Consider the following 26,114-nt stretch of genomic DNA (forward strand, 5'->3'; position numbering starts at 1 on the left):
GACCTTGCCCAATACGGTCATTATCAGTCAGGCGCTCTCGCATCTCAAGCATATTGCACCGACGGGATACGCGGTTGGCCTCCATATCCGCTTCACGACGCCACGTATCATGTTCGTGACCTATCCGGAGGTATGGCTGACCCTCTACGGGCGCGAAGGCCTTCTGATGAAGGACCCGACCGTGCGTTGGGGCATGTCACGGCCCGGCGTGCTCGATTGGAGCCGGATCGACGAAGCCATGGATCCGGACGGGGTCATGTCGCGGGCGGCGGATCACGGCCTCAGATACGGCTTCAGCTGCGCCCTGCAGGACCCGGTGCCGAGCCTCGCCGGGTTCGCCCGGCCCGACCGGCCTTTCACGGAGAAAGAGATCTCGGAGGCGGTCGAGCTGTTCGAGCGGTTGCACGAGTTGACCCGCGAGGAGTCGGCATTCGAGGCGGCGGAGATTGCGGAGTTGCAGGCGCATGTGGAGGCGCTTCGGACGCGCTAGGCACCGGTTGTTTACCCTGAATGTCTAACCTGCGCCGGACGAGACCCGAGCAGGAGGCCGCCCCTTGTCCGCACCGCAACCGATCGATGCCACCGACGCCCGTCCGGTCGACCCCGCCCTCAGCCGCCGCCGCAAGGCCGCGATGGTGGTGCAGCTGATGATCTCCGAGGGGCGCAGCCTCGATCTCGCGGCGCTGCCGGAGGAGGTGCAGGTCAGCCTGACGCGCGAGCTCGGCGCGCTGCGGCTGGTGGACCGGGCGACGCTCAGGGCCGTCGCGACCGAGTTCGCCGACGGCATCGAGGGGCTGGGCCTCGCCGTTCCGGGCGGCATGGACGGTGCGCTCGCGGCGCTCGACGGGCGGATCAGCCCGGCCACCGCGGCCCGGCTGCGGGCCGAGGCCGGCCCGCCCCGCGGCGACGACAGCTGGGCGCGGCTCACCGCGCTGCCCTGCCCCGAGCTGGTGCCGCTGATGACCGGGGAATGCGCCGAGATCGCCGCCGTCGCCCTGTCCAAGCTGCCGGTGGCCAAGGCGGCCGAACTGCTCGGCCTGCTGCCGGGAGAGCGCGCCCGCCGGATCACCCATGCGATGTCGCAGACCTCGACCATCGGCCCCGACGCGGTCGAGCGGATCGGCGCCGCGCTCGCCGCCGAGCACTGCCGCCCGGTGAACCACGCCTTCGAGCATCCGGCCCCGAACCGGCTGGGCGAAATCCTGAACTCCAGTGGTAGCGCTACCCGCGACGCCGTGCTCGACGGGTTGGAGGCCGACGATCCCGACTTCGCGCAGCATGTCCGCAAGGCGATCTTCACTTTCCCCGACATCCCCGCCCGGCTCGCCGCCAGCGACGCACCCGCCGTGCTGCGCCGGATCGATCAGCCGATGCTCATCACCGCGCTGGCAGCGGCGCAGGCGCTCGGCGAAGGCTTCGCGGCGGCGGCGGCGCATCTGCTCGACAACATTTCTCAGCGGATGGCGCAGGGGCTGCGCGACGAGATCGCGGAGCGCGGCACGGTCCGCAAAGTCGAGGGCGAAACCGCGATGAGCGAGGTTGTGGCCGCGATCCGCGCCGCCGCCGACGAGGGCGACATCACTCTCGTCACGGCCGAGGACGACGGCGAGGAATAGCGCCGCCCCGCTTGGCAACGCGCCCTCACCGCCCTATCCCCGGCACATCCGGGCGCAGACGGCGGTGAGGCGATGACACAGAACGGAACGCGACGGCCCTCGGGGCGCGGACCGGGAGACAGGATCGTCGATCTGGCCCTGCGCGGTGCGATCAACACGGCGCTGGCGCTGCCCTATGAGCGGCGCGTGGCGGCGATGGGCGCGCTCACGGCGCGGGCGATCGGCCCCCTCGCCGGCTACCGGCGCCGGGCGCGCGCCAATCTGGCGCTGATCCGGCCCGACCTGCCCGCGGCCGAGAGGGAGCGGATCGCGACCGCCGTCTGCGACAATCTCGGCCGGACCCTGATCGAAAACTATTCCGGCGCGGATTTCGCCGCACGGCTGCCGCCCCAACCGCAGCAGGGGGACGGGCTCGACGCCCTGGCCGCCGCGCGGGCGGAAGGGCGGCCGGTGATCTTCGTCACCGGGCATTTCGGCAATCACGAGGCGCCGCGGCGGGTGCTCACCCGCATGGGTTACGAGATCGGCGGCTTCTATCGCGAGATGTCGAACCGCTTCGTCAACGACCACTACGCCGCCACCATGCAGGGCGTGTCGGGGCCGGTCTTTCCCAAGGGGCGGCGCGGCCTCACCGGTTTCCTGCGCCACCTCAAGGCCGGCGGCATGGCGACCATCCTGTTCGACCTGCACGACCGCAACGGCGCCGAAATCCCGTTCCTCGGCCGACCGGCGCGCACCGCGCTCACCGCGGCCGAGCTGGCGCTGCGATTCGACGCGCTGCTGGTGCCCTATTTCGGCATTCGTCAGCCGGACGGGCTGAGCTTCGAGATCGCGGTCGAGGCGCCGATTCCCGCCGCTGCGCCGCTCGACATGATGCGCGAGGCCACGCGCCGTCTCGAGGCGCGCATCACGCGCGACCCGGGGCAATGGTTCTGGGTGCACAATCGCTGGAAAGAGCCGCGCAAGCGGCGCTAGGCGTGCGGCTCAGGGCAGCCGCGCTGCCGCGAGGATGGCGCCGGGGCCCTCCTCCTGCAGGATCACCGCGCCGGGCAGATCGCCGTCGAGCGGCGCCGAAAGCGCCAGATCCTCGGCGCCGGTCCAGCGTCCCAGAAGCGTCCAGGAGGTCACGACATTGGCATAATCGAGCTGATGGCCCGCATTCTCGCCGCTGTCGATCACGACGCTGGACGAGGGACGGTAGCGGACCAGCTGGACCAGGATCGGCGCGGTATCGCCGGTGGCCCGACGAGCGCTGACAAGCAGCGCCCCTGCCTCGCGGCCCAGCTCGACCTCGATCCGGGGCGGCGCTTCGGAGAGATCCATCACCGCCTGCATCACTTCCATCGGCTTGGCACCGACGATGCGCTCGCCGCCGCCGACGACGAATTGCGGGGTATAGACCATGCGCTCGCCCGCCGCGGCGGCATAGCTCTTCTGCCGCTTGGTGAAGCCCGGCTGCGCGAAACTGTCGGCCCAGCCGATATAGTCCCAGTAATCGACATGCAGCCCCAGCGCGATCACGTCGTCGCGGCGCGCCAGTTCGCTCAGGATATGATCGGCTGGCGGGCAGGAGGAGCAGCCCTGCGAGGTGAACAGCTCGACCACCACGGGCGACTCGGCCGAGGCCGCACCGATGGCAAGCCAACCCGCCATGCCCATTGCTGCCCAGAAATTCCGCATTCCGTCGCTCTCCGCCGTTCCGTCCTACCGGTCTAAGCCGTCGGCGGCTGCAATGCCAATCAAGCCGCCGCGAGAGCCTCGTGCGCGGCCGGACCGCATCGGCGATACTTGCCATTTGTGTGCCGTTGTATACATAGGCGGCGACGGCCTTGATCGCCTGCTGCCCTTGCGGCAGAACCGGGGCCAGACCCACAGCTCGCAGCCAGAAGGGACACTTCATGCCGATTCAAGTTGGCCAGGACAGCGCCAAGACCCGCCGGAAGCTCACGGTCGGGTCGCAGAGCCTGTCGTATTACTCGATTCCCGCCGCCACCGAGGCCGGTCTGGGTGATTTCGGTCGCCTGCCCGCCGCGCTCAAGGTCGTTCTGGAGAACCTGCTGCGCTTCGAAGATGGCGGCTTCTCCGTCTCCACCGACGACATCAAGGCCTTCGCCGAATGGGGTGCCAATGGCGGCAAGAACCCCCGCGAGATCGCCTATCGCCCGGCCCGCGTGCTGATGCAGGACTTCACCGGCGTGCCCGCCGTGGTCGACCTCGCGGCGATGCGCGACGGCATCAAGGCGCTGGGCGGCGACGCGCAGCTGATCAACCCGCTGAACCCGGTCGATCTCGTCATCGACCACTCGGTGATGATCGACGAGTTCGGCAACCCGCGCGCGTTCCAGATGAACGTCGACCGCGAATACGAGCGCAACATCGAGCGTTACCAGTTCCTGAAGTGGGGCCAGAAGGCGTTCCAGAACTTCCGGGTTGTGCCGCCGGGCACCGGCATCTGCCACCAGGTGAACCTCGAATACCTCGCGCAGGTGGTCTGGACCGACAAGGATCAGAACGGTGAGGAAGTCGCCTACCCCGACACCCTCGTCGGCACCGACAGCCACACCACCATGGTCAACGGCGCGGCCGTCCTCGGCTGGGGCGTTGGCGGCATCGAGGCCGAGGCCGCGATGCTGGGTCAGCCGATCTCGATGCTGATCCCCGAGGTCGTGGGCTTCAAGCTGACCGGCAAGATGGTCGAGGGCACCACCGCCACCGACCTCGTGCTGCGCGTCGTGCAGATGCTCCGTGAAAAGGGCGTGGTCGGCAAGTTCGTCGAGTTCTACGGCGACGGTCTCGACAATGTGCCGCTGGCCGACCGCGCCACGATCGGCAACATGGCCCCCGAATACGGCGCTACCTGCGGCTTCTTCCCGATCGACGCCGAGACGCTGCGCTACATGGAGCAGACCGGCCGCGACAAGGACCGCATCGCTCTGGTCGAAGCCTATGCCAAGGAAAACGGCCTGTGGCGCGACCCCGGCTACGAGCCGGTCTACACCGACACGCTCGAGCTCGACATGGGCACCGTCGTTCCTGCCATCTCGGGCCCCAAGCGCCCGCAGGACCACATCGCGCTCGACGAGGCGGCTCGCGCCTTCGGCGAATACGTGAAGGGTCAGCGCAAGGGCGAGGACACCTCGGCCAATTCCGAGATCCGCTGGGAAGGTGAAGGCGGCCAGCCCGAGCCGGTCGACATCCCCGGCGACGAAGGCCACCACAAACGCGGCTTCGTGGAAACCGAGGATGGCCACTACCAGATGCATGACGGTTCGATCGTGATCGCCTCGATCACGTCCTGCACCAACACCTCGAACCCCTACGTGATGATCGGCGCCGGCCTCGTCGCCCGCAAGGCGCGCGAGCTTGGCCTGAACCGCAAGCCGTGGGTGAAGACCTCGCTGGCGCCGGGATCGCAGGTCGTGTCGCACTACCTCGAAGCGGCCGGCCTGCAGGAAGATCTCGACGCGATCGGCTTCAACCTCGTGGGCTACGGCTGCACCACCTGCATCGGCAACTCGGGCCCGCTCGAAGCCGACATCTCGAAGGCGATCAACGAGAACGATCTGATCGCGACCTCGGTGCTCTCGGGCAACCGCAACTTCGAGGGCCGGATCTCGCCGGACGTGCGCGCCAACTACCTCGCCTCGCCGCCGCTCGTGGTGGCCTATGCGCTGGTCGGCGACATGAATGTCGACATCACCCGCGAGCCGCTGGGCCAGGACAAGAACGGCAACGACGTCTATCTCAAGGATATCTGGCCGTCGCAGTCCGAAATCGCCGAGCTGGTCGAGAAGACCGTCACCCGCGAGGCGTTCCAGTCGAAGTATGCCGACGTCTTCAAGGGCGACGAGAAGTGGCAGGCGGTCGAGACCGTCGACAGCGAGACCTACAACTGGCCGCCGCAGTCGACCTATGTCCAGAACCCGCCCTACTTCCAGAACATGTCCAAGGAGCCGGGCGAAATCCACGACATCGAGGATGCCCGCGTTCTGGCTATCCTCGGCGACATGGTGACCACCGACCACATCTCGCCCGCCGGCTCCTTCAAGGAGACCACCCCGGCCGGCAAGTACCTGGTCGAGCGGCAGGTGCCGGTACGCGAGTTCAACTCTTATGGTAGCCGTCGCGGCAACCACGAGGTGATGATGCGCGGCACCTTCGCCAACATCCGCATCCGCAACGAGATGCTGGACGGCGTCGAGGGCGGCTACACCAAGGGCCCCGACGGCAGCCAGATGGCGATCTACGACGCCGCCATGGCCTGGCAGGAGCAGGGCAAGCCGCTCGTCATCTTCGGCGGCGAGCAGTACGGCGCGGGCTCCTCGCGCGACTGGGCCGCGAAGGGCACCGCGCTTCTGGGCGTGAAGGCGGTCATCGCCGAGAACTTCGAGCGCATCCACCGCTCGAACCTGGTCGGCATGGGCGTGATCCCGTTCGAGTTCACCGGCGGCGACACCCGCAAGTCGCTGGGCCTCACCGGCGAGGAGAGCGTGTCGATCAAGGGCCTCAGCGACGTGAAGCCGCTGCAGGAGGTGACGGCGACGATCACCATGGCCGACGGCTCGACCAAGGAGATCACGCTGCGCTGCCGGATCGATACGGCGGTGGAGATCGACTACATCAAGAACGGCGGCGTGCTGCACTACGTGCTGCGCAACCTCGCCCAGTCGGCCGCCTGATCCTCGGATCGCCCTGCTGATACAGAAACCGCCCCGGACGCAATCCGGGGCGGTTTTTCTATGCAATCCTCCAGATTTATCTTTCTGGTTGCGCCATCAATTCCTATGGTTGCAAAGCCGGATCACGAACCGGTGAACACCAACAGGACCGACACATGGCACTCAGTACACAGCAACAGATCCTCCTCGAGCAGCAGGTCACCAACCAATCGAAAAGCGTGGGCGTGGCCTATCTGCTGCTCATCTTTCTGGGCGGTCTGGGTGTTCATCGCTTCTATCTCGGCCGTACGGGAAGTGGTGTTGCGATGCTGCTCCTCTTCGTTCTCGGATGGCTCACGGCAATCTTCATCATCGGCTATCTGTTCCTACTCGCCGTGGGCATCTGGTGGCTCGTCGATCTGTTCCTGATCCCCGGCATGGTCGCCAGCGATAGCGCGGCCCTGCGTTCGCGACTGAGCACAGCGATGCTGCCCGAAGCCAACGCCTGACAGGCGCAATCAAACGGAACGGAACGGGTGCTCTCGTTCCGTTCGATCACTCGAGACCGCCACCCATTGGCAAAGCTGGCAGCTGCCGCAGATAGGCAATGATCGCCGAGACATCCTCCTCGGTCATCTTCGCGTAGCTGCCAAAGGGCATCGGCGGCGACATCGCCTCGCCATCTGGTCGGACCCCTTGGGTGATCATCGCTCTAAGCTCGTCGTCGCTGTACTCCGCGATCCCGTCCTCGCCGGAGGTGATGTTGGGCGCGATCACCGTCCCCCAGGGCCCGTGGAACTCGAAGCCGCCCGCCCCGGTATGGCTGTCGGTCATCGGCCCCTGCGGTCCCATCGGGCTGTGGCACTCGATGCAGTGCGCGACGGGTCCGGCGAGATAGGCGCCGTATTCGGCGGTCGGCCCGCGCTCGGGCGCGCTGACATTCTCCACCGGCGGCCCATAGCTCGGCGGCAGCGGGATGTCGTAACGGCTCTCGCCCGGATCGTTCTCGACCGGAGGGACCTGACGCAGATAGAGCACCATGCTCATCACGTCGTCATCCGACAGGCCGCGATAGAGGGCGATCGGCATCGGCGGGCCGATGACCGAGCCGTCGGGCCGGACGCCCTCGCGGATCGCGCGGGCCAGCTCCTCGTCCGACCACTCCGCCACCCGGCTCGCCGGGGTGATGTTGGGCGCGATGGCGGTGAAGTCGGGCGTCTCCTCGACCAGACGCCCGGACAGGTGCATGTCGGGCACGGGCCCTTCCGGGCCCATCGGGCTGTGGCAGTTGCCGCAGGCGGCGGGCCCTTCGACTAGATAGGTGCCCCGCTCGAGCGACGGCTCGGCGGTTGCACCGACCGCGATCAGGGCCAGTGCGGTACTCAATAACGGTATGTACTTCATGAAAACCTCCCCATGAATGCGGGGAGAATTACCATGTGCGCTCAGGCTTACCTAGAGGCAGCTTCGTCCAGTGCGGGCTGCAACCTTTGGGTAATGGCGCGCTGGGTCACCGGCCCGGCCATGCGCGCCACGATCCGGCCTTCGCCGTCGACGACGAAGGTCTCCGGCACGCCATAGACGCCCCAATCCCGGGCCGCCGGCCCGTCATCGGTCCCGACCGCGGTATAGAAATCGCCCAGCTCCGCGAGGAAGTCCCCGGCGTTCTCCGCGTCGTCCTTGTAGTTGATGCCGTAGATCGGCAGCCCCTCATCGGCGAGCGCGGCAAGGTTGGGATGCTCGACCCGGCAGGGCGCGCACCAGCTGGCCCAGAAGTTCACCAGCTTGACCTCACCATCCGCGAGGATCGCGGGATCGAAGGCAGGCTTGCCCGGAAGCGTCCCGAGCGCGGTGGTAGGCGCCTCCTGCCCGATCAGCGCCGAGGGCAGCTCGTCGGGGTTGTCGCGCAGCATGCCCGCGGCAAAGAGCCCCGCCAGCGCAGCGAAGATTGCCGGGGGCAGGATCATCAGCGGCGAAATCCTAGCCATGGTCGCGCTCCGTCCTCTCGAGTTCAGCCCGCACCCGGCGGTCCCGCCTGACGCTCCACCAGACGAGCCCGGCCAGCGCCGCGAGGCTAATCCCCCAGGCCGAGATCACCTCGGCGGCGTATTTGCCCAGATCCATCATGCCCGCACCGCCCCGGTCCGGCGGGCCCGGTTGCGCAGCGCCTCGATCCGGCGAGCGCGGATCTCGGTGCCGGTGCGCAGCAGCACCAGCGCGAGGAACAGCAGCACGAAGCCCGCCATGCAGACCAGCAGCGGTATCCAGAACACGTCGGCGACGTTCTCCTGCTTGTCGAGGGAAAGCGAGGCGCCCTGGTGCAGGCCCTGGTTCCAGAAGTTCACCGCATAGCGCGACAGGATCGCGAAGACCGAGCCGACGAGGCAGAGCACCGAGGTCAGGTCGGCGGCGCCGTCCGGATCGGGGATCGCGGCCCAGAGAGCGATGTAGCCGAGGTAGAACAGGAACAGGATGAGAAAGGAGGTCAGCCGCGGGTCCCAGGCCCACCAAGTGCCCCACATCGGCTGACCCCAGATCGCCCCGGTGACCAGCGCGATCAGCGTCATCACCATGCCCACCGGCGCCGCCGCCCGCGCGGCCAGCGCCGAGACGTGGTGACGGCGGATCAGCCAGATCAGCGAGGCCACCAGCATCATCAGCCATGCATTGATCGCCATCAGTGCGGAGGGGACATGCAGGTAGATGATCTTCACCGACGAGCCGAAGCGCTCCGCCTCGGGCGTGAAGAAGAAGCCCCAGACGAGCCCCACGGCCAGCACGAGGGCCGAGAGCCACATGAGCCATGGCACCCAAGGGGCGGTGGTATCGAGGAACTTCCTCGGATTGGCGTAGGACCAGATCGACATGGCTTTTCCTATCCTTCCCCGGCCCACGGCTCAATGCTCATGCGTCTCAACGCAGCGTGACCCTGAGCGCCGCGGCGGTCGCGAAGGGCAGCAGCGCCACACAGCCCAGCCCGATGCCCGCGAGCAGCAGCAGCGGCGTCGCGGCGGGCAGCCCCTCGGCCCCGCGCCGCGCGGCCTCCGCTCCGAAGATCAGCACCGGCACGTAGAGCGGCAGCACGATCAAGGACAAAAGCAGCCCGCCGCGCCGCAGGCCCACCGTGAGCGCGGCGCCGAAGGTGCCGATGAGCGACAGGGCCGGGGTGCCGATCGCCAGCGACAGCAGCAGCCACGGCATGGCCTGTCCCGGCAGGTGCAGCAGAACGCCCAGCACCGGCGCCGCGACGACCAGCGGCAGACCGGTAGTGATCCAATGCGCCAGCGCCTTGGCAAGCGCCAGCATCTCCATCGGCAACGGCGCGGTCGCCAGGAGCGGCAGCGAGCCGTCCTCGTGATCGAGTGCGAAGATCCGGTCGAGCGACAGCAACGCCGCCAGCAGCGCCGCCACCCACAGCATGCCGGGCGCGATCCGGGCGAGAATCGCGGCCTCCGGCCCGACCCCGAAGGGCACCAGCACGACCACGATCAGGAAGAAGGCGAGGCCGAGGCCGAAGCCACCACCGGCGCGCACCGCAAGCCGCAGATCCCGCCTCAGAAGAGCCTTCACAGGAAAGCCTCGTCCGAGCCGCCCTGCGCCTCTGGCGCGGCGCGGTGGGGCTCCAGCTCCAGCTCCGGCAGATCGAGGCCGAGGTCGATATGGGTGGCGATCACGGCGATGCCGCCGCGCGCGAGGTGATGCTCGCGCAGGAAGGTCGCGAAGCGCTTCACCGAGAAGGCGTCGAGCGAAACGGTCGGCTCGTCCAGAAGCAGAACCTCCCGGCCGATCACGGCGAGCCGGGCGAGGCCCAGCCTGCGCCCCTGCCCGGCCGACAGCGTGCCGGCGGGACGGTCGCGCAGATCGGCGAGATCGAACAGCTCGAACACGTCCTCGGGAAGATCGGTCCGGTAGAGGTCGGCCCAGAAGCGCAGGGTTTCGGCGACGGTCAGCGCAGGCTTGATGCCGTCGGCATGGCTCGCATAGCCGGCCCGTTCGCCCGCCCCCTCGATACGGCCCGAGAGCGCCGGCTGCAGCCCGGCGAGGGTGCGCAGCAGGGTCGTCTTGCCCAGCCCGTTAGCGCCGCGCAGCACCAGCCCCTGCCCCGGCGAAAGCCGGAACGACACGCCGGTGAGCACCGGCCTGCCACCGCGCTCGACCGCGAGATCGGTGACGACGAGGTCGCTCAGACCGGCAACAGCGCGACCGCGACGCGCCGTCCTTCCGACAGGAGCACGTTGTAGGTGCGGCAAGCCGCCGGCGTCGCCATTGTCTCGACGCCCAGACCCTCCGCCTCCAGCCGCTCGCGGAAGGCGCGCGGCGCATGGGCGATCTCGGCGCCGGTGCCCACGAAGAGCACGTCGACCCGGCCCACCAGCGTCAGGATGGCGTCGAGATCCTCGTAGCCGCCCCAGCTCTTGAGCCCGGTCGGGGAGAGCGTTACCGCCCCTTCGACCACCTTCCCGCCGATCCGGAAAAAGCCCGGCCCGTAGCCGTCGATCGGCATCGAGTCGTCGTAGTCGATCTCGGTCATCCGCATGGCGCCCTCTCCTTCACCAGCTCCCGGCCATGCCGATCCGGCATGGCCGCAAGATCACGCGTCGATATTGGCGAACTGCGTCCCCGCCTTGGGGTCGTCCTTCTTGTCCCAATCCCGCTTCACGCCGAGCATCAGCACGATGTTCTTGGCGACGTAGATCGAGGAATAGGTACCGACGATCACGCCCCAGAAGATCGCGAAGACGAAGCCACGGATCACGTCGCCACCCAGCACCAGCAGCGCCAGAAGCGCCAGAAGCGTGGTGCCGGAGGTCATCACGGTCCGGCTCAGCGTCTCGTTGGCCGAGAGATTGAGCAGGTCGCGCAGCGGCATGGTCTTGTACTTGCGCAGGTTCTCGCGCGCCCGGTCGAAAACGACGACGGTGTCGTTGATCGAGTAGCCGACGATGGTAAGCAGCGCGGCGATGATCGCGAGGTCGAACTTGATCTGGAAGGCGGCGAAGATGCCGATGGTCAGCGTCACGTCATGGACCAGCGCCGCGATGGCGCCGACCGCGAACTGCCATTCGAAGCGCAGCCAGATGTAGAACAGGATCGCCGCGAGCGATCCAAGCACCGCGAAGATCGCAGATTGGATCAGCTCACCCGAGACCTTGGGCCCGACGCTTTCGACGCTCGGGAAGCTGACGGTCGGATCGACGCCCTGCAGCGCCGCCTCGACGGCGGCGATCGTCTCGGCCGAGACGCTCTCGGCGCCGTCCTGGGCCTGGATGCGGACCGAGGCCACGTTCTTGTCATCGCCGAAGGAGGGGTCGAACACCTCGGTGATGATGACGTCGCCGAGACCGAGCGGCGCGATGGCGTTGCGGTACTCACCGACATCGACGGCGCTCTCGCTTTCGGTGCGGATGGTGGTGCCGCCCTGGAAGTCGATGCCGAAGTTGAGGCCCAGCACCAGCGCGGCGATGATGCTGACGACCATCGCCAGCACCGAGGCGCCGAAGGTGATCTTGGCAGCTCGGAAGAAGTCGATCTTGGTGTCGTCGGGTACGATGCGCAGCCGCATGTCAGACCTCGATGGTTTTGGGGCGGCGGCGTTCGAACCACATCACGATCAGCAGCCGCGTCACGAAGATCGCGGTGAAGACCGAGGTGAGGATGCCGAGGCCGAGGGTGACGGCGAAGCCGCGCACCGGGCCGGAGCCCACGAGAAACAGGATAAGCGCGGTGATCAGCGTGGTCACGTTGCCGTCGAGGATGGCCGATAGCGCCTTTTCATAGCCCAGATCGATGGCACGGGCGGGCCCGCGCGCGGTCTTGAGCTCTTCGCGGATGCGCTCGTAGACAAGCACGTTGGCATCGACCGCCATGCCCATGGTGAGCACGATCCCGGCGATGCCCGGCAGCGTTAGCGTGGCGCCAAGGATCGACAACACCGCGAAGATCAGGATCATGTTGATGGTCAGCGCCACGGTGGCGAAGACGCCGAACAGCCCATAGGTCAGGATCATGAAGACGATAACGGCGAGCGCGCCGACCATCGCGGCGAGCTTGCCCGCCTCGATGCTGTCCGCGCCGAGCTCCGGCCCGATCGTCCGCTCCTCGAGGAACTCGAGCCCTGCCGGCAGCGCGCCAGCACGCAGCAGCACGGCAAGCTGGGTCGATTCCTCGACGGTGAAGTTGCCAGTGATGATGCCCGAGCCGCCGGGAATGTGGCTCTGGATGACCGGGGCGGAGATCACCTCCTCGTCGAGCACGATGGCGAAGGGCGAGCCGATGTTCTCGGCGGTGTAGTCGCCGAAGGCGCGCGCACCGGTCGGGTTGAAGCGAAAGTTCACCGCCGGGCGCCCGTTCTGGTCGAAGGCGGGCTGGGCGTCGACCAGCTCCTCGCCGGTGACGACCGGGTTGCGCTCGAGGATGTAATACACCCCCTGCTCGTCAAGCGAGGGCAGGATCTCGTTGTTGGGGCCGGGGTTCTCGTTGGCGTCGGAGGTGCGCGACACGACCGGCTGGAAGGTCAGCTGCGCGGTGGTGCCGATGATCTCCTTGACCTCCTCGGCCGAGCCCACACCCGGCACCTCGATCAGGATGCGGTCTTCGCCCTGGCGCTGGATGGTGGGCTCGCGGGTGCCGACCTCGTCGATCCGGCGGCGCACGATCTCGAGCGCCTGGCGGATGGTGCGGTCGTCGGTGGCGGCGCGCTCGGCCTCGCTCAGCGTGACGATTATCTCGGGGCCTTCGGCGCGCACGTCGATGTCGTTGGCGCCGCCGCCGGTCAGGCTCGCCACCGGGGTGGCGAGTCCGCGCACGATCTCGAGCGCGGTCGCGGCCTCGGAGGCTTCGGAGATGCGCACGCGCAGCTCGGAGGGATCGCCGCCCTCTTCGCGGGTGACGAAGCCCACCTTGTCGCGCTGCGCGGCCAGCGCGTCGCGGACTTCGGGCCACATCGCTTCCATGCGCGCGGCGTAAACCTCTTCGACCTGCACCTCGGCCAGAAGATGCGCGCCGCCGCGCAGGTCGAGGCCGAGATTGACCAGCCCGGAGGGCAGCCATTCGGGCCAGAGCCCGGCCTCGGCCTGCAATTCGGCGTCGGACAGGCCCGTTTCGATCACGGCGCGGGCGTCGTTCGACCGCTCGACCCTGTCGTAGAACAGGTTCGGCAGGGCGAAGAGAAGCCCGCCCAGGCAGACCAGCCAGATCAGGGCCCTGCGCCAGGTGGGGATATGCATCATGGTCGTCGTCCTCTGGCGCGGGGCCGGATCAAAGGGATCAGGCCTTGGCCGGTTCGGTCTTGGAGGTCACGGTGGCGATGGTCGAGCGAACCACGCGGACGGTCACGCCCTGGGCGATCTCGACCTCGATCTCGTTGCTTTCGTCGCGGACCTTCACGACCTTGCCGATCAGACCGCCCTGGGTGACCACCTGGTCGCCCCGGCGCAGCGCCGCGACCATGGCCTGATGCTCCTTCAGCTTCTTCTGCTGCGGGCGGATCAGGAAGAACCACATGATCGCGAAGATCAGGATCAGCGGGATAAAAGATTCGAGGCCTTGCATGGCGGTCCTTTGTGTCGGTCCGGGGGCGCGTTCGGCCCCCTCCTTTGAAGTCGCGGCACCCTAATGCCGGCATGGTGGGTTGTCCACCGCGCGGCGCGGGCGGCCGTCGGACCGGTTTGGCGGTTCACAACGGCGTCGCTTCGGGTGCATATGGGGGCGGGCCACGGCCCCTACAAACCCAATCCGAAACGGACGAAATCATGCACGACATCCGCGCCATCCGCGACAATCCCGACGCCTTCGACGCCGCCCTGGCCCGCCGGGGCCTGTCCGGCGTCTCGTCGCGGATCCTGGCGCTCGATGACGCCCGCCGGGCCAAGATCCACGCCGCCGAGACCGCCAAGGCCGAGCAAAATCGCGCCTCCAAGGAAGTCGGCGCGGCCAAGGGTCGCGGGGACGAGGCCGAATTCGAACGGCTGCGCGCGCTGGTCGCGGAGAAGAAGGCCGAGATCGCCCGGCTGAACGAGGAGGCGCAGGCCGAGGACGCAGCACTGCGCGACCTGCTGCTGACGATCCCCAACCTGCCCGCCGACGACGTGCCCGCCGGCGCCGACGAGGACGACAATGTCGAGGTGAAACGTCACGGCACGCCGCGCCAGTTCAACTATGCGCCCAAGGAGCACTACGAGCTTCCCGCGGTGCAGCGCGGCATGGACTTCGAAGTGGCGGCGAAGCTGTCGGGCTCGCGCTTCGTGGTGCTGTCGGGCTGCGTTGCCCGGGTCCACCGGGCGCTGGCGCAGTTCATGCTCGACACCCATGTCGACGAGCATGGCCTGACTGAGACCATGACCCCCGTGCTGGTGCGCGAGGAGGCGATGATCGGTACCGGCCAGCTGCCGAAGTTCGGCGAGGACAGCTACCAGACCACGACCGGCTGGTGGCTGATCCCCACCGCCGAGGTGACGCTGACCAACCTCGTGGCCGACTGCATGGTCGAGGAAAGCTACCTGCCGCGCCGCTACGTGGCCGACACGCAGTGCTTCCGCTCGGAGGCAGGCAGCGCCGGACGTGACACCTCAGGCATGCTGCGCCAGCACCAGTTCGAGAAGGTCGAGATGGTCTCCGTCACGCGTCCCGACGAGTCGGATACCGAGCAGAAGCGGATGCTGGGCTGCGCCGAGGCGATCCTCGAGAAGCTCGGCCTGCCCTATCGCACCATGCTGCTCTGCGCGGGCGACATGGGCGCAGGCGCGCGCCGGACCTACGATATCGAGGTCTGGCTGCCCGGGCAGGACCGCTACCGCGAGATCAGCTCGGTCTCGACCTGCGGCGACTACCAGGCGCGGCGCATGAATGCCCGCTTCCGCCCCGAGGGCGGCGGCAAGCCCGAGTTCCTGCACACGCTCAATGGCTCGGGCCTTGCCGTGGGCCGCACCCTCGTCGCGGTGCTGGAGAACGGCCAGGAGGAGGATGGCTCGGTCACCCTTCCCGAGGTGCTCCACCCCTATCTGGGCGGCCGCGGTCGGCTCACCGCCGAGGGCGAACTGAGCCGCGACTGAACGTCGCGCGTGACGAATGCCGCGCCGCCCGGTTGAACCGCCGGGCGGCACGAGGCGTAGTAGGATCATGAAAACCCTCATCGCCTGGGCCGTGCTCGCCCTGTCACTGGCCTTCGCGGCCGCGCCGCTGGTCACCTCGCCCTTCACCGGCTTCACCGCCGACCAGCTCCCCATCCCGCAGATCGACCCGCCGGTGCAGCCCGCCGGCTGGGCCTTCGCGATCTGGGGACTGATTTATCTGTGGCTCATCGTCTCCGCCGCCTATGGCGTCTGGAAGCGGGCCCATGCCGATGACTGGCATCGCGCGCGACTGCCGCTCTTCGTCGCGCTCGGCGTCGGCACGCCGTGGCTCGCCATCGCCAATGCCAGCGCGATCTGGGCCACGATCACCATCTTCATCATGGCCGCGGGCGCGATCGGTGCCTTTCTCGCCGCGCCCTGCCGCGACGTCTGGCTCGCCCGGGTGCCATTCGGGATCTTCGCGGGCTGGCTGTCAGCGGCGAGCTTCGTCAGCCTCGGCTCGACGGCGGCGGGATACGGGCTGGTCATGGGCCAGACCGGCTGGGCGATCCTGTGCGTGATCCTCGCCACGCTGCTGGCGCTCCTCGTGCAGTCGCGTCGGCCGCAGGCGGCGGAATACGGGCTGACGGTGGCATGGGCGCTTCTGGCGATCGTCGTGGCCAATGGCCTGACGGTGCCGGGACTCGTCGCACTCGCGAGCGCCGCCGCCGTGATCGGCGGGCTGGCACTAGCTCGAATCCGCAAATGAAAAGAGCGCCTTGCGGCGCTCTCTTCGATCAATCCTTGAGGTGCTTGCGGAGGCGCGAAGGCTGCGCCTTCTTGCGGCCCTTGTAAGGGTTCGCCTTGCCCTGATCGCGCAAATAAAGCCGGATCGGCGTGCCCGGCATGTCGAAATCAGCACGCAAACCGTTGACGAGATAGCGCGAATAGCTCTCGGGTACGGCATCGGGATGCGACGTCATGATCACGAAGGCCGGCGGACGCGTCTTGACCTGCGTCGCGTAGCGCATCTTGATCCGGCGACCGCCGGGGGCCGGCGGCGGGTGCTGTTCCAGCATGCCGACGAGCCAACGGTTTAGCTGCGCGGTCGAAACGCGGCGGTTCCAGACCTCGTGCGCGCGCAGGATCGCATCGTGCAGTCGCTCGAGGCCGCGACCGGTCTTGGCCGACACGGTCACCAGCGGTGCACCGCGCAGCTGCGGCAGCAGCCGCTCGAAGCTTTCCTTGAGTTCGCGCAGCTTGTCCTGCTTCTCGTCCTCAAGGTCCCACTTGTTGACGGCGATGACCACGGCACGGCCCTCGCGCTCGGCGAGGTCGGCGATGCGCAGGTCCTGCTGTTCGAACGGGATCTCCACGTCGAGCAGCACCACCACGACCTCGGCGAACTTGACCGCCCTGAGGCCGTCGGAGACCGACATCTTCTCGAGCTTTTCCTGCACCCGCGCTTTCTTGCGCATGCCGGCGGTGTCGAAGATCCGGAACGGCGTGCCGTTCCAGTCGATCGCGAGCGAGATCGCGTCGCGGGTGATGCCGGCCTCGGGCCCCGTGAGCAGACGCTCCTCGCCGAGGATCTTGTTGATCAGCGTGGATTTGCCGGCATTCGGGCGGCCCACCACCGCGACCTGGAGCGGCCGCTCTGGCGTCGGCGCGAAGGGGGCGTCCTCGTCGGTTTCGCCCTCTTCGTCGACGTCGATGTCCATGACAGGCGCGCTTTCCTCGGCGCGGGCTTCGAACTCGCCCGCCAGCGGCTGAAGCTGCGCGAGCAGGTCGCTCATGCCCTCGCCATGCTCGGCGGACAGGCCGATCGGCTCGCCCAGACCCAGCGCATAAGCCTCGATCAGTCCGCCCGCGCCCGCGCGCCCCTCGGCCTTGTTGGCGGCGAGGATGACGTGCTTGGCCCGCTTGCGCAGGATATCGGCAAAGATCTCGTCAGCGGGCAGAACGCCCGCGCGCGCGTCGATCATGAACAGGCAGACATCGGCCATGTCGACGGCGCGCTCGGTCAGCCGCCGCATCCGGCCCTGCAGGCTTTCGTCGGTGGCGACCTCGAGGCCGGCGGTGTCGATCACCGTGAACCGCAGCGGTCCAAGCTTCGCAGGCCCCTCCCGCAGGTCGCGGGTGACGCCGGGCTGGTCGTCCACCAACGCCAGCTTGCGCCCGACAAGGCGGTTGAACAACGTGGACTTGCCGACATTGGGCCGTCCGACGATGGCGAGGGTGAAGCTCATCTTAGGGTCTTTCGCGTGCGGAAGACGGCCCCATACACCGAACCGGCGTCAACGGAAAGCGGCAACCGCCCCGTCGGAGGTCGTCACGTAGAGAACGCCACCGGCAACCACCGGTGCCGCCGCCGCGCCGCCGGGCAGCGGCACCGAGGCGAGCAGCTGTCCCGAGACCGGATCGAACTGCCGCAGCGCACCGTCCGAGCCGGCAATGATCAGGCGGCCGCCGGCCAGCAACGGTCCGTAATGGGCAAAGCGCGTGCCGCGACGCAGCAGGCCGCCGGGCTCGCCTTCGGGCAGGTCGACCCGCCAGATCGCGGCGCCGGTCGCGGCGTCGGCCCGTACCAGCTGGTTCACGTCGTTGAGGAAGAACAGCGATCCGCCAGCCGGCACGACCGGGCCGATCGCACCGTCGGAAACGCTCCAGATGGTCTCACCGGTGAAATCGTCGAGCGCCGAGAGACGCCCGGAGGCGTTGCCGGCATAGACGCGGCCATCTTCGATCACCGGATCGCCCGAGATCCCGCTCGCCGCCCGCGCGGCCGCCGTGCCGGGCCTGCGGCCCGCGACGACCGCCGACCAGCGCTGCCGTCCGCCCTCCGGGAAGACGCCGACCACCTCGCCGGAGGCGAAGGGGAACACGGCGAGATCACCGGTGACGGAGGGACCGGCGCCGCCATCGTAGCGCGCCACGTCCTCGACGCCTCTCAGGCGCCACTTCACCTTGCCGCTCTGCCCGTCGATCGCGAGACCGGTGCCGTTGCGGGCCACGACATAGACCGTGTCGCCGGAGATCGCCGGGGCGCCGGCGCCCGGTGCGCCCAGATCCTGGGTCCAGAGCCGCGCACCGGTCGCCGCGTCGAGCGCGACCAGCTCTCCAAAGCCTGTGACCGCATAGAGCCGGGCGCCATCTGTGGCGAGGCCGCCGCCCGAGGCCTGACCGGGACGGTCGGCAGCGGGCACGAGATCGCGGTGCCACAGCGGCGCGCCACCGGTGGTGAGTGCCGTCACGCCGGCTTCGGCGTCCATGGCGAACACCCGGCCGCCGGCCACGACCGGCTCGGCGGTGATGCGGATGCGACGGGTTTCGGCAGCACCGATGGGGGTGCGGAACAGCGGGGTCAGCGTGCCCGACAGCGCCGGGTGGGCGATGTCGCGATCGGCCTCGCCGCCGCGCTGCGGCCAGGCCGCGTTGACGACCGGTGCCGCGAGCGCCAGCGGCGTGGCGCTGCCGCCCGCCTGCTGTTCAGCACCCGGAAGGGCGACGCCGATGCGGGCGCCGGGCAGGATCTCGTCGGGCTGGCTGCAACCCGCGAGAAGCGCGAGCGCTCCCACCTTGATGACTCCGCTGCGACGCATGGCTGCCCCTCGCCTCTGTTGTTTATGCTGCGCGACCTGTCCCGGCCGCTTGTCGTTCATTCGCTCGGGGCCACCGGACGGGCCGCCGTCTCGGGCGTCACGCCCAGCGCGACCATCAGGCTTGTGGCGCGGTCGCGCAAGTCTGCAGTTGCCTCGGCATCCTCGACGATCGCGCGCAATTGTTCGATAGCCGCCTCGGTGTCGCCCTGCTCCAGCCGGACCAGCGCGATCTGCTCGAGCGCCAGCATGCGCAGCGGCGCGCCGGGCGAAGCCAGCGCCTCGAGCGCCATCAGCCGGTCCTCGGCGGTGCGCTCGGAGTCGATCAGCAGCGATTTCAGCGCCGCGATGTCGCGGTAGATCTCTGGCGTCTCGCCATGGCCCGCCAGCGCGTCGAGCGTCGCGACGGCGGCCGCGCTTTCGCCGGCTGCCTGCTGCTCGGCGGCCAGCGCCAACGCCGCCACCGGGGCGCCCGGCTCGGCCTGGGCCACCGGCTCGAGCGCCGCGACCCGGGCCGCGGTGTCCGGCTCGGCCAGCGCCGCGCGCAGCGCATCGCCGCGGGCCTGCGCCTGCGCCTCGATCTGCGAGCGGCGCCATTCCCAGGCGGCAGCACCGCCGACGATCAGCAGCACGAGGACGAGGCCGATCCAGCCATAGCGGCGCAGATATCCGAACAGCCGGTCGCGCCGGACCTCTTCGCTGACTTCGTCGATGAAGCTGTCGGGATTGCTCACGCCTGGTTCCCCTCGGGTTGCGCCGTGGCGCTGTGTCCTTCGTACGAACGCCCATGGCGCCGCGGCTGCTCTCGTTCCGGCCCGTCTTATCGCAAGCCCGACCGGGGCGACAAGACCCGCCGGCCGGCTCCCGTGGCGCCATGTCGCGGGTCAAGCTTGACGATTGAGCGAAAGCGGATGTCGGCCTATTCTGAACCGGGCGGTTCAGCCTCGTGATCGCCCGCGACGGCCGCCCGACCGCCGGGCGGGCTTTCCCGGAAGGACGAGAGATGAAACTGATCCCCGCCCTCACCGCGCTGCTGGTGGCCGGCTTTCTATACCTGCTGATCGTCGACCGGGATCGGCTGCTGGCGATCGCGCAGATTGCGCCGGGTGGGGCAGAGGACGAAGGCATGACCGCCGATGCGCCGCCGGCGGGCATCGGCGTGGTAGCGTTGCGCAGCACCGCGCACGAGATCGATGGCGCGCTGGTGTTGCGCGGTCGCTCAGAGGCAGCCCGCGAGGTGGAGGTGCGCGCCGAGACCTCCGGTCGGGTGACGTCGGAGCCCCTGCGCAAGGGCGCGATGGTCGAGGCCGGCGATCTTCTGTGCGAGCTCGACCCCGGTACCCGCGAGATCGAACTGGCGGAGGCGCAGGCGCGTCTTGCCGAGGCCCAGAGCCGAGTACCCAGCGCCGAGGCGGCCAAGGCCGAGGCCGGGGCCCGGCTGCGCGAGGCGGAGATCAACCTCGCCAATGCCCGGCGGCTGAACCAGGGCGGCTACCAGAGCGAGACCGCTGTGATCAGCGCCGAGGCCGCGCTGGAGGCGGCGACGGCGCAGGTGCAGGCGGCCGAGTCGAGCATGGTTTCGGCCCGCGCCGGGATCGAGGCCGCGCAGGCCGGGGTGGCCTCGGCCCAGCGCGGCATCGAGCAGCTGTCGATCCGCGCGCCTTTCAATGGGCTTCTGGAGACCGACACCGCCGAGCTGGGCCTGCTGATGCAGCCCGGCTCGCCCTGCGCCACCATCGTCCAGCTCGACCCCGTGAAGTTGGTGGGCTTCGTGCCCGAGGTTGATGTCGACAAGATCCGGGTTGGCGCCGCTGCCAGGGGGGTGCTGGCCTCGGGTCAGGAGCTGACTGGCGAGGTACGCTTCGTGTCCCGCTCGGCCGACGAAACCACCCGCACCTTCCGCGTAGAGGTCGAGGTGCCCAACCCGGAGCTGCGCATCCGCGACGGTCAGACCGCCGAGATCCTGGTCGAGAGCGAGGGCGGCCTGGCGCATCTGCTGCCGCAATCGGCGCTGACGCTCGATGATTCCGGGCGGCTCGGTGTGCGGACTGTCGAGGGCGAGGAGTCGCCGGTGGCCCGCTTCGTTCCGGTCGAGCTGGTGCGCGACACGCCCGAAGGGGTGCTTGTCGCTGGGCTCGCGCCGCAGGCGGAGGTGATCGTGGTCGGGCAGGAATACGTCACCGACGGCGTCCCCGTCGCCCCGAGCTTCCGGGAGTCGACGCGATGACCGGCATCGTCGACTGGGCCGCATCGCGGGCGCGGATGATCCTCGCCTTCATCGTGCTGAGCCTGGTCGCCGGTGGCGCCGCCTATGTCGGCCTGCCCAAGGAGGGCGAGCCCGACATCGAGATCCCGGCCCTGTTCGTCTCGGTCCCCTTTCCCGGCATTTCGGCCGAGGATGCCGAGCAGCTCCTGGTGCGGCCGATGGAAACGCGGCTTGCCGATCTCGACGGGCTCGAAAGCATGACCGCGACCGCCGCCGAGGGCTATGCCGGCGTGGCGCTAGAGTTCGAGTTCGGCTGGGACAAGACCAAGATCATGGCCGATGTGCGCGACGCGATGAACGCCGCGGAGGCCGAGTTTCCCGATGGGGCCGAAAGCTGGTCGGTTAACGAGATCAATTTCTCGGAATTCCCGATCATCATCGTTAACCTGACCGGCCCGCTGCCCGAGCGGACGCTTATCCGCGTCGCCAAGGACCTGCAGGACCGGCTCGAGGCGCTCGATCCCGTGCTTTCAGCCGGGCTGGTGGGCCAGCGCGACGAGATGCTCGAGGTCGAGATCGACCCGCTCCGGCTTGAGGCCTACAACGTCACCGCCGCCGAGCTGCTGCAGGTCGTTACCCAAAACAACCTGTTGATCGCGGCTGGCGAGGTCGAAACCGCGCAGGGCTCCTTCGCGGTCAAGATCCCGTCGAGCTTCGATGATCCGGGCGATGTCTACGACCTGCCGATCAAGACGAATGGCGATCGGGTGGTGACGCTGGGCGATCTATCGACGATCCGGCTCACCTTCGAGGACCGCGCCTCGACCGCGCGTTTCGACGGCCGAACCACGGTGGCGCTGCAGGTGGTCAAGCGGCGCGGGTTCAACCTGATCGACACCGCCGCGCTGGTCCGGGAAACCGTCGCGGCCGAGCGCGCCTCCTGGCCCGAGGAGCTGCGCCGCGCCATCGAGGTCGGCACCTCGAACGACCAGAGCCGCAACGTCGCCTCGATGGTCAGCCAGCTCGAGGGCTCGGTGCTGACCGCGATCGCGCTGGTGATGATCGTGGTGCTGGCAGCCTTGGGCCCGCGACCGGCGCTGCTGGTGGGCTTCGCGATCCCGACCTCGTTCCTTTTGTGCTTCGCGCTGCTGGCGGTGATGGAGATCACCATTTCCAACATCGTGATGTTCGGCCTGATCCTCGCGGTCGGCATGTTGGTCGACGGCGCCATCGTGGTCGTCGAATACGCCGACAAGCGGATTTCCGAGGGCGTCGGCCCGATGCATGCCTATGTTGAGGCCGCCAAGCGGATGTTTTGGCCGGTGGTGTCTTCGACCGCCACGACGCTCTGCGCCTTCCTGCCGATGCTGTTCTGGCCCGGCGTGGCGGGGCAGTTCATGGGGATGCTGCCGGTCACGTTGATCTTCGTGCTCTCGGCCTCGCTGGTGGTGGCGCTGATCTACCTTCCGGTGATGGGCGGCGTGCTGGGCCGGTTAAGCCGCGGCTTCGGGCGGCTGTCGGACCGGCTGCGGCGTCGCCTGCCCTGGGTGGTCCGCGCCGCGCTCGTGCCGCCAGCGGCCGGGTTGATCTTCGTCGGGCTGATGCTGGCGCTCAACCCGGGCTACCTCACCGGCGAGGCCCGCCCTGCCCAGGGGCTCTTCGACGCGGCGCCGGGGCTGGCCCTCGCGCTGGTCGGGGCGATCGCCACCACCATCTTCGGCGGGGCCGCGCGGATCGTTCGATCACCCAAGCGGGTGCGCGCAGGCTATCGCCGCACCCTCTTCGGCCGGGTCATCGCGCTGATTGCCGGAAACCCGGTGATGCCGCTCGTCACCATCGCCGCGGTCGGTGTCTTCGTGGCCTCGACCTTCAGCTATTTCGGCACCCACAACAACGGCGTCGAGTTCTTCGTGCCGACCGAGCCAGAGCAGGCGATCATCTACGTCCAGGCGCGTGGCAATCTCAGCCTCGCCGAGAAGGACGCGATCGTCGCCGAGGCCGAACGCGTGGTGGTGGGCTTTCCCGGCATCCGCTCGGTATTCGCCTTTGCCGGGGATGGCGGGCTGAACTCCAACACCGCGGGCGCCGGCGGGCCGGCCGACGCGGTGGGCCAGCTTCAGATCGAACTGGTGCCCTGGGACGAGCGCCCCGCCTATGCGCGCGAGAACGAGCTCGACCTCGCCACGCTCGACGGCGACGTGGTGCTGGAGCGGTTGCAGGCGGCGCTCAACGCCATTCCCGGCATCCGCATCGAGATCCTCGATCTCGCCATGGGCCCCGGTTCTTCGAAGCCGGTGAACCTGCGCCTTACCGGCGAGGATTTCGAAACGCTGCGCGAGGCCACGGCCCAGCTCCGCACCCGGTTCGAGGCGACGCCGGGGCTGACGCTGATCGAGGACACGCTGCCGCTGCCGGGCATCGACTGGCAGATCGACGTCGACATCGAGAAGGCCGGCCGCTTTGGCGCCGACGTGGCCACGGTGGGCGCGATGGTGCAGCTCGTCACCCGGGGCATCCTGCTCGACACGATGCGGGTCGAAAGCTCCGACGAGGAAATCGAGATCCGGGTGCGGCTGCCCGAGAAGGACCGGGTCCTGTCGACGCTCGACAGCCTGCGGGTGCGCACCCCTAACGGTCTGGTGCCGCTGTCGAACTTCGTCACCCGCACCCCGGTCGCCAAGCTCGCGGAGATCAACCGCGTCGACCAGCGCCGCTACTTCGAGGTCAAGGCGGACGTGCTGCCCGGTCTGGTCAAGCTGATCGAGGACGGCGAGAGCCGGGTGCTGCGCGACGACGCGATCGACCCGGCACTGCAGGCACGGATCGACTCGGGCGAGGTGACCCGCGTGCCGGTCAACGCCAACGAGCGCATCGCCGCCCTGACCGAATGGCTCGAGGAGGCACCCTTCCCGCCGGGGATCGACTGGGAATGGACCGGAGACCAGCAGGACCAGACCGAGAGCCAAGCCTTCCTGCAATCGGCCTTCGCCGGTGCGCTGGGGCTGATGTTCATCATCCTGCTGGCGCAGTTCAACAGCTTCTACAACGCGGTGCTGGTTCTGCTCGCGGTGGTGATGTCGACCGCGGGCGTGCTGATCGGCATGCTGGTGATGGACCAGAGCTTCTCGATCATCATGACCGGCACCGGCATCGTCGCGCTGGCCGGGATCGTTGTGAACAACAACATCGTGCTGATCGACACCTACCAGGACTATGCGCGCTACATGCCGCGCACCGAGGCGGTGATCCGCACCGCCGAGGATCGTATCCGGCCGGTGATCCTCACCACCGTGACCACCATGGCGGGCCTCGCACCGATGATGTTCGGGCTCAGCCTCGACTTCTTCGGCGGCGGCTACACGATCGACAGCCCGACCGCGCTCTGGTGGAAGCAGCTCGCCACGGCGGTGGTGTTCGGCCTGGGCATCGCCACGGTGCTGACGCTGGTCTTCACCCCGGCGATGCTGTCTCTCAGGATCTGGGCCGCGCGCTACGCCCACTGGATGTCACGCCTGCTGGCGCGGCTCTCGATGGGTCGGGGCAGCAAGGCCGCGCGCGACTGGGCGCTGCGGCGCGAGGCGCGGCGGATCAAGGCGCCGGAGATCATCTGGGAGGACGGCGACGGCCCGCTGCCCCGCCCTGCCCCGAAGCTGCGCGCCGCCGAGTGAAGGGGCACAAGAGCGCTCCACCCCAGCTCAGGCGGCCTGAACGGTGCGTTCCCCTCGGCCCAGCGCCAGCAACGCGAGGCCCAGCGCCATCACCGCGCAGCCCGCGATCACCGCGACCATTGGCAGGGCGGTGCCATCGAAGAACGGCCCGGTGACCGCCACCATCAGCCCGCCGGTCAGCATCTGCAGCGTGCCGCCCATCGACGAGGCCAGCCCGGCGATCTCGCCATGCGGGTCGAGCGCCATGACCTGGCTCGTCGGGATGACGAGGCCGAGGCAGGCGTTGCCGCACAGCAGCAGGCCCATCAGGACCGGCAGCGATGCATAGCCCGCCGCCGTCAGGGCCAGCAGCGTCAGGCTGAAGAAGGCAAAGCCCGACAGCGCCAGCCGCAGCATCCGCGTCAGGCCGATCCGGCGCCCCAGCGTGGCAGCGAACTGGCTCGCGCCGAAAAAGCCGATCGCGTTGATCGCGAAGGCGAGGCTGAACTGCAGCGGGGTGAGCCCGTATTGCGCGGTGTAGACGAAGCTGGCGCTCGCGATGAAAACGAAGAAGCTCGCCATGCCGAAGCCCGACACGAAGGTCAGCGCCATGAAGGTCGGATCGCGGAACAGCCGCTTGGCCGAGGTCGCGAGGATGCGCGGGCGGACCGGGCGGCGGCGTTCGGCGGGCAGCGTCTCCTTGAGCGCGAAGATGGTGAGCAGCAGCGCCAGCCCGGCGACGACCGCCAGCGCGCCGAAGATGCCACGCCAGCCGGTGAAGGTCATCATGATCGCCCCGGAGAGCGGGGCCAGCATCGGCGAGACCGAGATCACCAGCATGATCATCGCCACCAGCCGCGTTGCCTCGTGGCCGGTATACATGTCGCGCACCATGGCGCGCGGCACCACCATCAGCGCCGCGCAGCCAAAGCCCTGCAGCGCCCGGAAGGCCACGAGCCAAGGCAGCGTCGGCGCCAGTGCGCAGCCGATGGTGGCGATAAGGAAGACCGAGACGCCGATATAGACAGGCGTCTTGCGGCCGACCGCGTCGGCCATCGGGCCATAGAGCAGCTGCGCCAGTCCGAAGGCCAGGAAATAGGCGCTGATCGTCGCCTGCGCTGCGGCCTCATCCACGCCGAGATCTGCGGCAAGGCCTGGCAGGCCCGGCAGGTACATGTCGATCGTGAACGGGCCCACGGCAGAGAGCAGGCCCAGCACCAATGCGGTGCGGAACATCGGGGATAACATAGGGCTGTCCTTGAACGCCGCGCACAGGCGCGGAGCGGCAATGGCCCGCACGCAGCGGACGACTCGAGCGAAAGCTAGACCGCTCGGTTC

Annotated in this window: 24 protein-coding genes; 9 read left to right on the forward strand and 15 right to left on the reverse strand. The window is 68.6% G+C overall.

All coding sequences use genetic code 11. The annotated features are described in order from the left end of the window. The first annotated feature begins 109 nt into the window (after nucleotides 1-109). From T8T21_RS05280 to T8T21_RS05290, 3 genes are all read left to right on the forward strand, one after another. Entirely contained in the window at nucleotides 110-490 is a 381-nt protein-coding gene (locus tag T8T21_RS05280) for an autoinducer binding domain-containing protein (protein ID WP_322337078.1), read from the forward strand. A gap of 64 nt (nucleotides 491-554) precedes the next feature. Next, nucleotides 555-1,616: a FliG C-terminal domain-containing protein gene (locus tag T8T21_RS05285; RefSeq protein WP_322337079.1), complete on the forward strand. Its 1,062-nt coding sequence runs from the start codon at nucleotides 555-557 to the stop codon at nucleotides 1,614-1,616. Between the two features lie 72 nt (nucleotides 1,617-1,688). Next, a complete protein-coding gene (locus T8T21_RS05290) occupies nucleotides 1,689-2,591 on the forward strand; it encodes a lysophospholipid acyltransferase family protein (RefSeq protein ID WP_322337080.1) in 903 nt (300 codons plus the stop codon). Between the two features lie 9 nt (nucleotides 2,592-2,600). On the opposite strand, the gene T8T21_RS05295 is transcribed toward T8T21_RS05290, so the two are convergent. After that, the gene (locus T8T21_RS05295) at nucleotides 2,601-3,296 is read right to left on the reverse strand and encodes a DUF1223 domain-containing protein (protein WP_322337081.1); all 696 of its coding nucleotides are present in this window, start codon (nucleotides 3,294-3,296) and stop codon (nucleotides 2,601-2,603) included. A gap of 218 nt (nucleotides 3,297-3,514) precedes the next feature. Here T8T21_RS05295 and acnA point away from each other — a divergent pair, with 218 nt between their 5' ends. Together acnA and T8T21_RS05305 are read left to right on the forward strand one after the other, a co-directional pair. Beyond that, nucleotides 3,515-6,295: an aconitate hydratase AcnA gene (gene acnA / locus T8T21_RS05300; protein WP_322337082.1), complete on the forward strand. Its 2,781-nt coding sequence runs from the start codon at nucleotides 3,515-3,517 to the stop codon at nucleotides 6,293-6,295. Between the two features lie 155 nt (nucleotides 6,296-6,450). After that, nucleotides 6,451-6,783 (forward strand): TM2 domain-containing protein, encoded by a 333-nt coding sequence (locus tag T8T21_RS05305; RefSeq protein WP_322337083.1) that lies wholly within the window; start codon nucleotides 6,451-6,453, stop codon nucleotides 6,781-6,783. A gap of 46 nt (nucleotides 6,784-6,829) precedes the next feature. On the opposite strand, the gene T8T21_RS05310 is transcribed toward T8T21_RS05305, so the two are convergent. The 10 genes from T8T21_RS05310 to yajC are packed head-to-tail and all read right to left on the reverse strand — an operon-like array spanning nucleotide 6,830 to nucleotide 13,825. Next, complete coding sequence (locus tag T8T21_RS05310) at nucleotides 6,830-7,678, reverse strand: c-type cytochrome (RefSeq protein WP_322337084.1); 849 nt, start codon at nucleotides 7,676-7,678, stop codon at nucleotides 6,830-6,832. Between the two features lie 47 nt (nucleotides 7,679-7,725). Next, entirely contained in the window at nucleotides 7,726-8,262 is a 537-nt protein-coding gene (locus T8T21_RS05315) for a DsbE family thiol:disulfide interchange protein (protein ID WP_322337085.1), read from the reverse strand. Next, nucleotides 8,255-8,401 (reverse strand): heme exporter protein CcmD, encoded by a 147-nt coding sequence (gene ccmD / locus T8T21_RS05320; RefSeq protein ID WP_322337086.1) that lies wholly within the window; start codon nucleotides 8,399-8,401, stop codon nucleotides 8,255-8,257. The genes T8T21_RS05315 and ccmD overlap by 8 nt, the downstream gene beginning before the upstream one ends. Beyond that, on the reverse strand, nucleotides 8,398-9,141 hold the full coding sequence (locus T8T21_RS05325; RefSeq protein ID WP_322337087.1) for a heme ABC transporter permease: 744 nt from the start codon (nucleotides 9,139-9,141) through the stop codon (nucleotides 8,398-8,400). The genes ccmD and T8T21_RS05325 overlap by 4 nt, the downstream gene beginning before the upstream one ends. A gap of 46 nt (nucleotides 9,142-9,187) precedes the next feature. After that, the gene (ccmB, locus tag T8T21_RS05330; protein WP_322337088.1) at nucleotides 9,188-9,844 is read right to left on the reverse strand and encodes a heme exporter protein CcmB; all 657 of its coding nucleotides are present in this window, start codon (nucleotides 9,842-9,844) and stop codon (nucleotides 9,188-9,190) included. Next, nucleotides 9,841-10,461 carry a heme ABC exporter ATP-binding protein CcmA gene (ccmA, locus tag T8T21_RS05335; protein ID WP_322337457.1) on the reverse strand — a complete coding sequence of 207 codons (621 nt, stop codon included), beginning with the start codon at nucleotides 10,459-10,461 and terminating at the stop codon, nucleotides 9,841-9,843. The genes ccmB and ccmA overlap by 4 nt, the downstream gene beginning before the upstream one ends. Beyond that, nucleotides 10,458-10,811 carry an Mth938-like domain-containing protein gene (locus T8T21_RS05340; protein WP_322337089.1) on the reverse strand — a complete coding sequence of 118 codons (354 nt, stop codon included), beginning with the start codon at nucleotides 10,809-10,811 and terminating at the stop codon, nucleotides 10,458-10,460. The genes ccmA and T8T21_RS05340 overlap by 4 nt, the downstream gene beginning before the upstream one ends. A gap of 54 nt (nucleotides 10,812-10,865) precedes the next feature. Then, the gene (gene secF, locus T8T21_RS05345; protein ID WP_322337090.1) at nucleotides 10,866-11,837 is read right to left on the reverse strand and encodes a protein translocase subunit SecF; all 972 of its coding nucleotides are present in this window, start codon (nucleotides 11,835-11,837) and stop codon (nucleotides 10,866-10,868) included. Between the two features lies 1 nt (nucleotide 11,838). Next, nucleotides 11,839-13,503 (reverse strand): protein translocase subunit SecD, encoded by a 1,665-nt coding sequence (gene secD, locus T8T21_RS05350; RefSeq protein ID WP_183469626.1) that lies wholly within the window; start codon nucleotides 13,501-13,503, stop codon nucleotides 11,839-11,841. 37 nt (nucleotides 13,504-13,540) lie between these two features. Next, nucleotides 13,541-13,825: a preprotein translocase subunit YajC gene (gene yajC / locus T8T21_RS05355; RefSeq protein ID WP_183469628.1), complete on the reverse strand. Its 285-nt coding sequence runs from the start codon at nucleotides 13,823-13,825 to the stop codon at nucleotides 13,541-13,543. A 200-nt stretch (nucleotides 13,826-14,025) separates the two neighbouring features. On the opposite strand from yajC, the gene serS reads away from it, so the two are divergent. After that, entirely contained in the window at nucleotides 14,026-15,324 is a 1,299-nt protein-coding gene (gene serS, locus T8T21_RS05360; protein WP_322337091.1) for a serine--tRNA ligase, read from the forward strand. A gap of 67 nt (nucleotides 15,325-15,391) precedes the next feature. Next, a complete protein-coding gene (locus T8T21_RS05365) occupies nucleotides 15,392-16,093 on the forward strand; it encodes a hypothetical protein (protein WP_322337092.1) in 702 nt (233 codons plus the stop codon). A 28-nt stretch (nucleotides 16,094-16,121) separates the two neighbouring features. Here the strand turns inward: T8T21_RS05365 and der are convergent, their stop codons facing one another. The 3 genes from der to T8T21_RS05380 are packed head-to-tail and all read right to left on the reverse strand — an operon-like array spanning nucleotide 16,122 to nucleotide 19,657. Continuing rightward, the gene (gene der / locus T8T21_RS05370; RefSeq protein ID WP_322337093.1) at nucleotides 16,122-17,573 is read right to left on the reverse strand and encodes a ribosome biogenesis GTPase Der; all 1,452 of its coding nucleotides are present in this window, start codon (nucleotides 17,571-17,573) and stop codon (nucleotides 16,122-16,124) included. Between the two features lie 48 nt (nucleotides 17,574-17,621). Further along, complete coding sequence (locus T8T21_RS05375; protein ID WP_322337094.1) at nucleotides 17,622-18,926, reverse strand: PQQ-like beta-propeller repeat protein; 1,305 nt, start codon at nucleotides 18,924-18,926, stop codon at nucleotides 17,622-17,624. Between the two features lie 56 nt (nucleotides 18,927-18,982). Further along, nucleotides 18,983-19,657: a tetratricopeptide repeat protein gene (locus T8T21_RS05380; protein ID WP_322337095.1), complete on the reverse strand. Its 675-nt coding sequence runs from the start codon at nucleotides 19,655-19,657 to the stop codon at nucleotides 18,983-18,985. A 269-nt stretch (nucleotides 19,658-19,926) separates the two neighbouring features. On the opposite strand from T8T21_RS05380, the gene T8T21_RS05385 reads away from it, so the two are divergent. Beyond that, complete coding sequence (locus T8T21_RS05385; RefSeq protein ID WP_322337096.1) at nucleotides 19,927-21,150, forward strand: efflux RND transporter periplasmic adaptor subunit; 1,224 nt, start codon at nucleotides 19,927-19,929, stop codon at nucleotides 21,148-21,150. Next, entirely contained in the window at nucleotides 21,147-24,797 is a 3,651-nt protein-coding gene (locus T8T21_RS05390) for an efflux RND transporter permease subunit (RefSeq protein WP_322337097.1), read from the forward strand. The genes T8T21_RS05385 and T8T21_RS05390 overlap by 4 nt, the downstream gene beginning before the upstream one ends. 27 nt (nucleotides 24,798-24,824) lie before the next feature. Here the strand turns inward: T8T21_RS05390 and T8T21_RS05395 are convergent, their stop codons facing one another. Then, the gene (locus T8T21_RS05395) at nucleotides 24,825-26,012 is read right to left on the reverse strand and encodes a multidrug effflux MFS transporter (protein ID WP_322337098.1); all 1,188 of its coding nucleotides are present in this window, start codon (nucleotides 26,010-26,012) and stop codon (nucleotides 24,825-24,827) included. Nucleotides 26,013-26,114: the final 102 nt, after the last annotated feature.

It is taken from the genome of Limimaricola variabilis (genome assembly GCF_034371605.1).
Classification (GTDB): Bacteria; Pseudomonadota; Alphaproteobacteria; order Rhodobacterales; family Rhodobacteraceae; genus Limimaricola; species Limimaricola variabilis.

Bases quoted from the DNA above. Each gene is read 5' to 3' on its own strand.
- T8T21_RS05280 (WP_322337078.1), top strand. From the start codon at position 110: ATGTTCGTGACCTATCCGGAGGTATGGCTGACCCTCTACGGGCGCGAA.
- T8T21_RS05290 (WP_322337080.1), top strand. From the start codon at position 1,689: ATGACACAGAACGGAACGCGACGGCCCTCGGGGCGCGGACCGGGAGAC.
- T8T21_RS05295 (WP_322337081.1), bottom strand. From the start codon at position 3,296: ATGCGGAATTTCTGGGCAGCAATGGGCATGGCGGGTTGGCTTGCCATC.
- acnA (WP_322337082.1), top strand. From the start codon at position 3,515: ATGCCGATTCAAGTTGGCCAGGACAGCGCCAAGACCCGCCGGAAGCTC.
- T8T21_RS05305 (WP_322337083.1), top strand. From the start codon at position 6,451: ATGGCACTCAGTACACAGCAACAGATCCTCCTCGAGCAGCAGGTCACC.
- T8T21_RS05310 (WP_322337084.1), bottom strand. From the start codon at position 7,678: ATGAAGTACATACCGTTATTGAGTACCGCACTGGCCCTGATCGCGGTC.
- T8T21_RS05315 (WP_322337085.1), bottom strand. From the start codon at position 8,262: ATGGCTAGGATTTCGCCGCTGATGATCCTGCCCCCGGCAATCTTCGCT.
- ccmD (WP_322337086.1), bottom strand. From the start codon at position 8,401: ATGATGGATCTGGGCAAATACGCCGCCGAGGTGATCTCGGCCTGGGGG.
- T8T21_RS05325 (WP_322337087.1), bottom strand. From the start codon at position 9,141: ATGTCGATCTGGTCCTACGCCAATCCGAGGAAGTTCCTCGATACCACC.
- T8T21_RS05340 (WP_322337089.1), bottom strand. From the start codon at position 10,811: ATGCGGATGACCGAGATCGACTACGACGACTCGATGCCGATCGACGGC.
- secF (WP_322337090.1), bottom strand. From the start codon at position 11,837: ATGCGGCTGCGCATCGTACCCGACGACACCAAGATCGACTTCTTCCGA.
- secD (WP_183469626.1), bottom strand. From the start codon at position 13,503: ATGATGCATATCCCCACCTGGCGCAGGGCCCTGATCTGGCTGGTCTGC.
- yajC (WP_183469628.1), bottom strand. From the start codon at position 13,825: ATGCAAGGCCTCGAATCTTTTATCCCGCTGATCCTGATCTTCGCGATC.
- serS (WP_322337091.1), top strand. From the start codon at position 14,026: ATGCACGACATCCGCGCCATCCGCGACAATCCCGACGCCTTCGACGCC.
- T8T21_RS05365 (WP_322337092.1), top strand. From the start codon at position 15,392: ATGAAAACCCTCATCGCCTGGGCCGTGCTCGCCCTGTCACTGGCCTTC.
- der (WP_322337093.1), bottom strand. From the start codon at position 17,573: ATGAGCTTCACCCTCGCCATCGTCGGACGGCCCAATGTCGGCAAGTCC.
- T8T21_RS05375 (WP_322337094.1), bottom strand. From the start codon at position 18,926: ATGCGTCGCAGCGGAGTCATCAAGGTGGGAGCGCTCGCGCTTCTCGCG.
- T8T21_RS05385 (WP_322337096.1), top strand. From the start codon at position 19,927: ATGAAACTGATCCCCGCCCTCACCGCGCTGCTGGTGGCCGGCTTTCTA.
- T8T21_RS05390 (WP_322337097.1), top strand. From the start codon at position 21,147: ATGACCGGCATCGTCGACTGGGCCGCATCGCGGGCGCGGATGATCCTC.
- T8T21_RS05395 (WP_322337098.1), bottom strand. From the start codon at position 26,012: ATGTTCCGCACCGCATTGGTGCTGGGCCTGCTCTCTGCCGTGGGCCCG.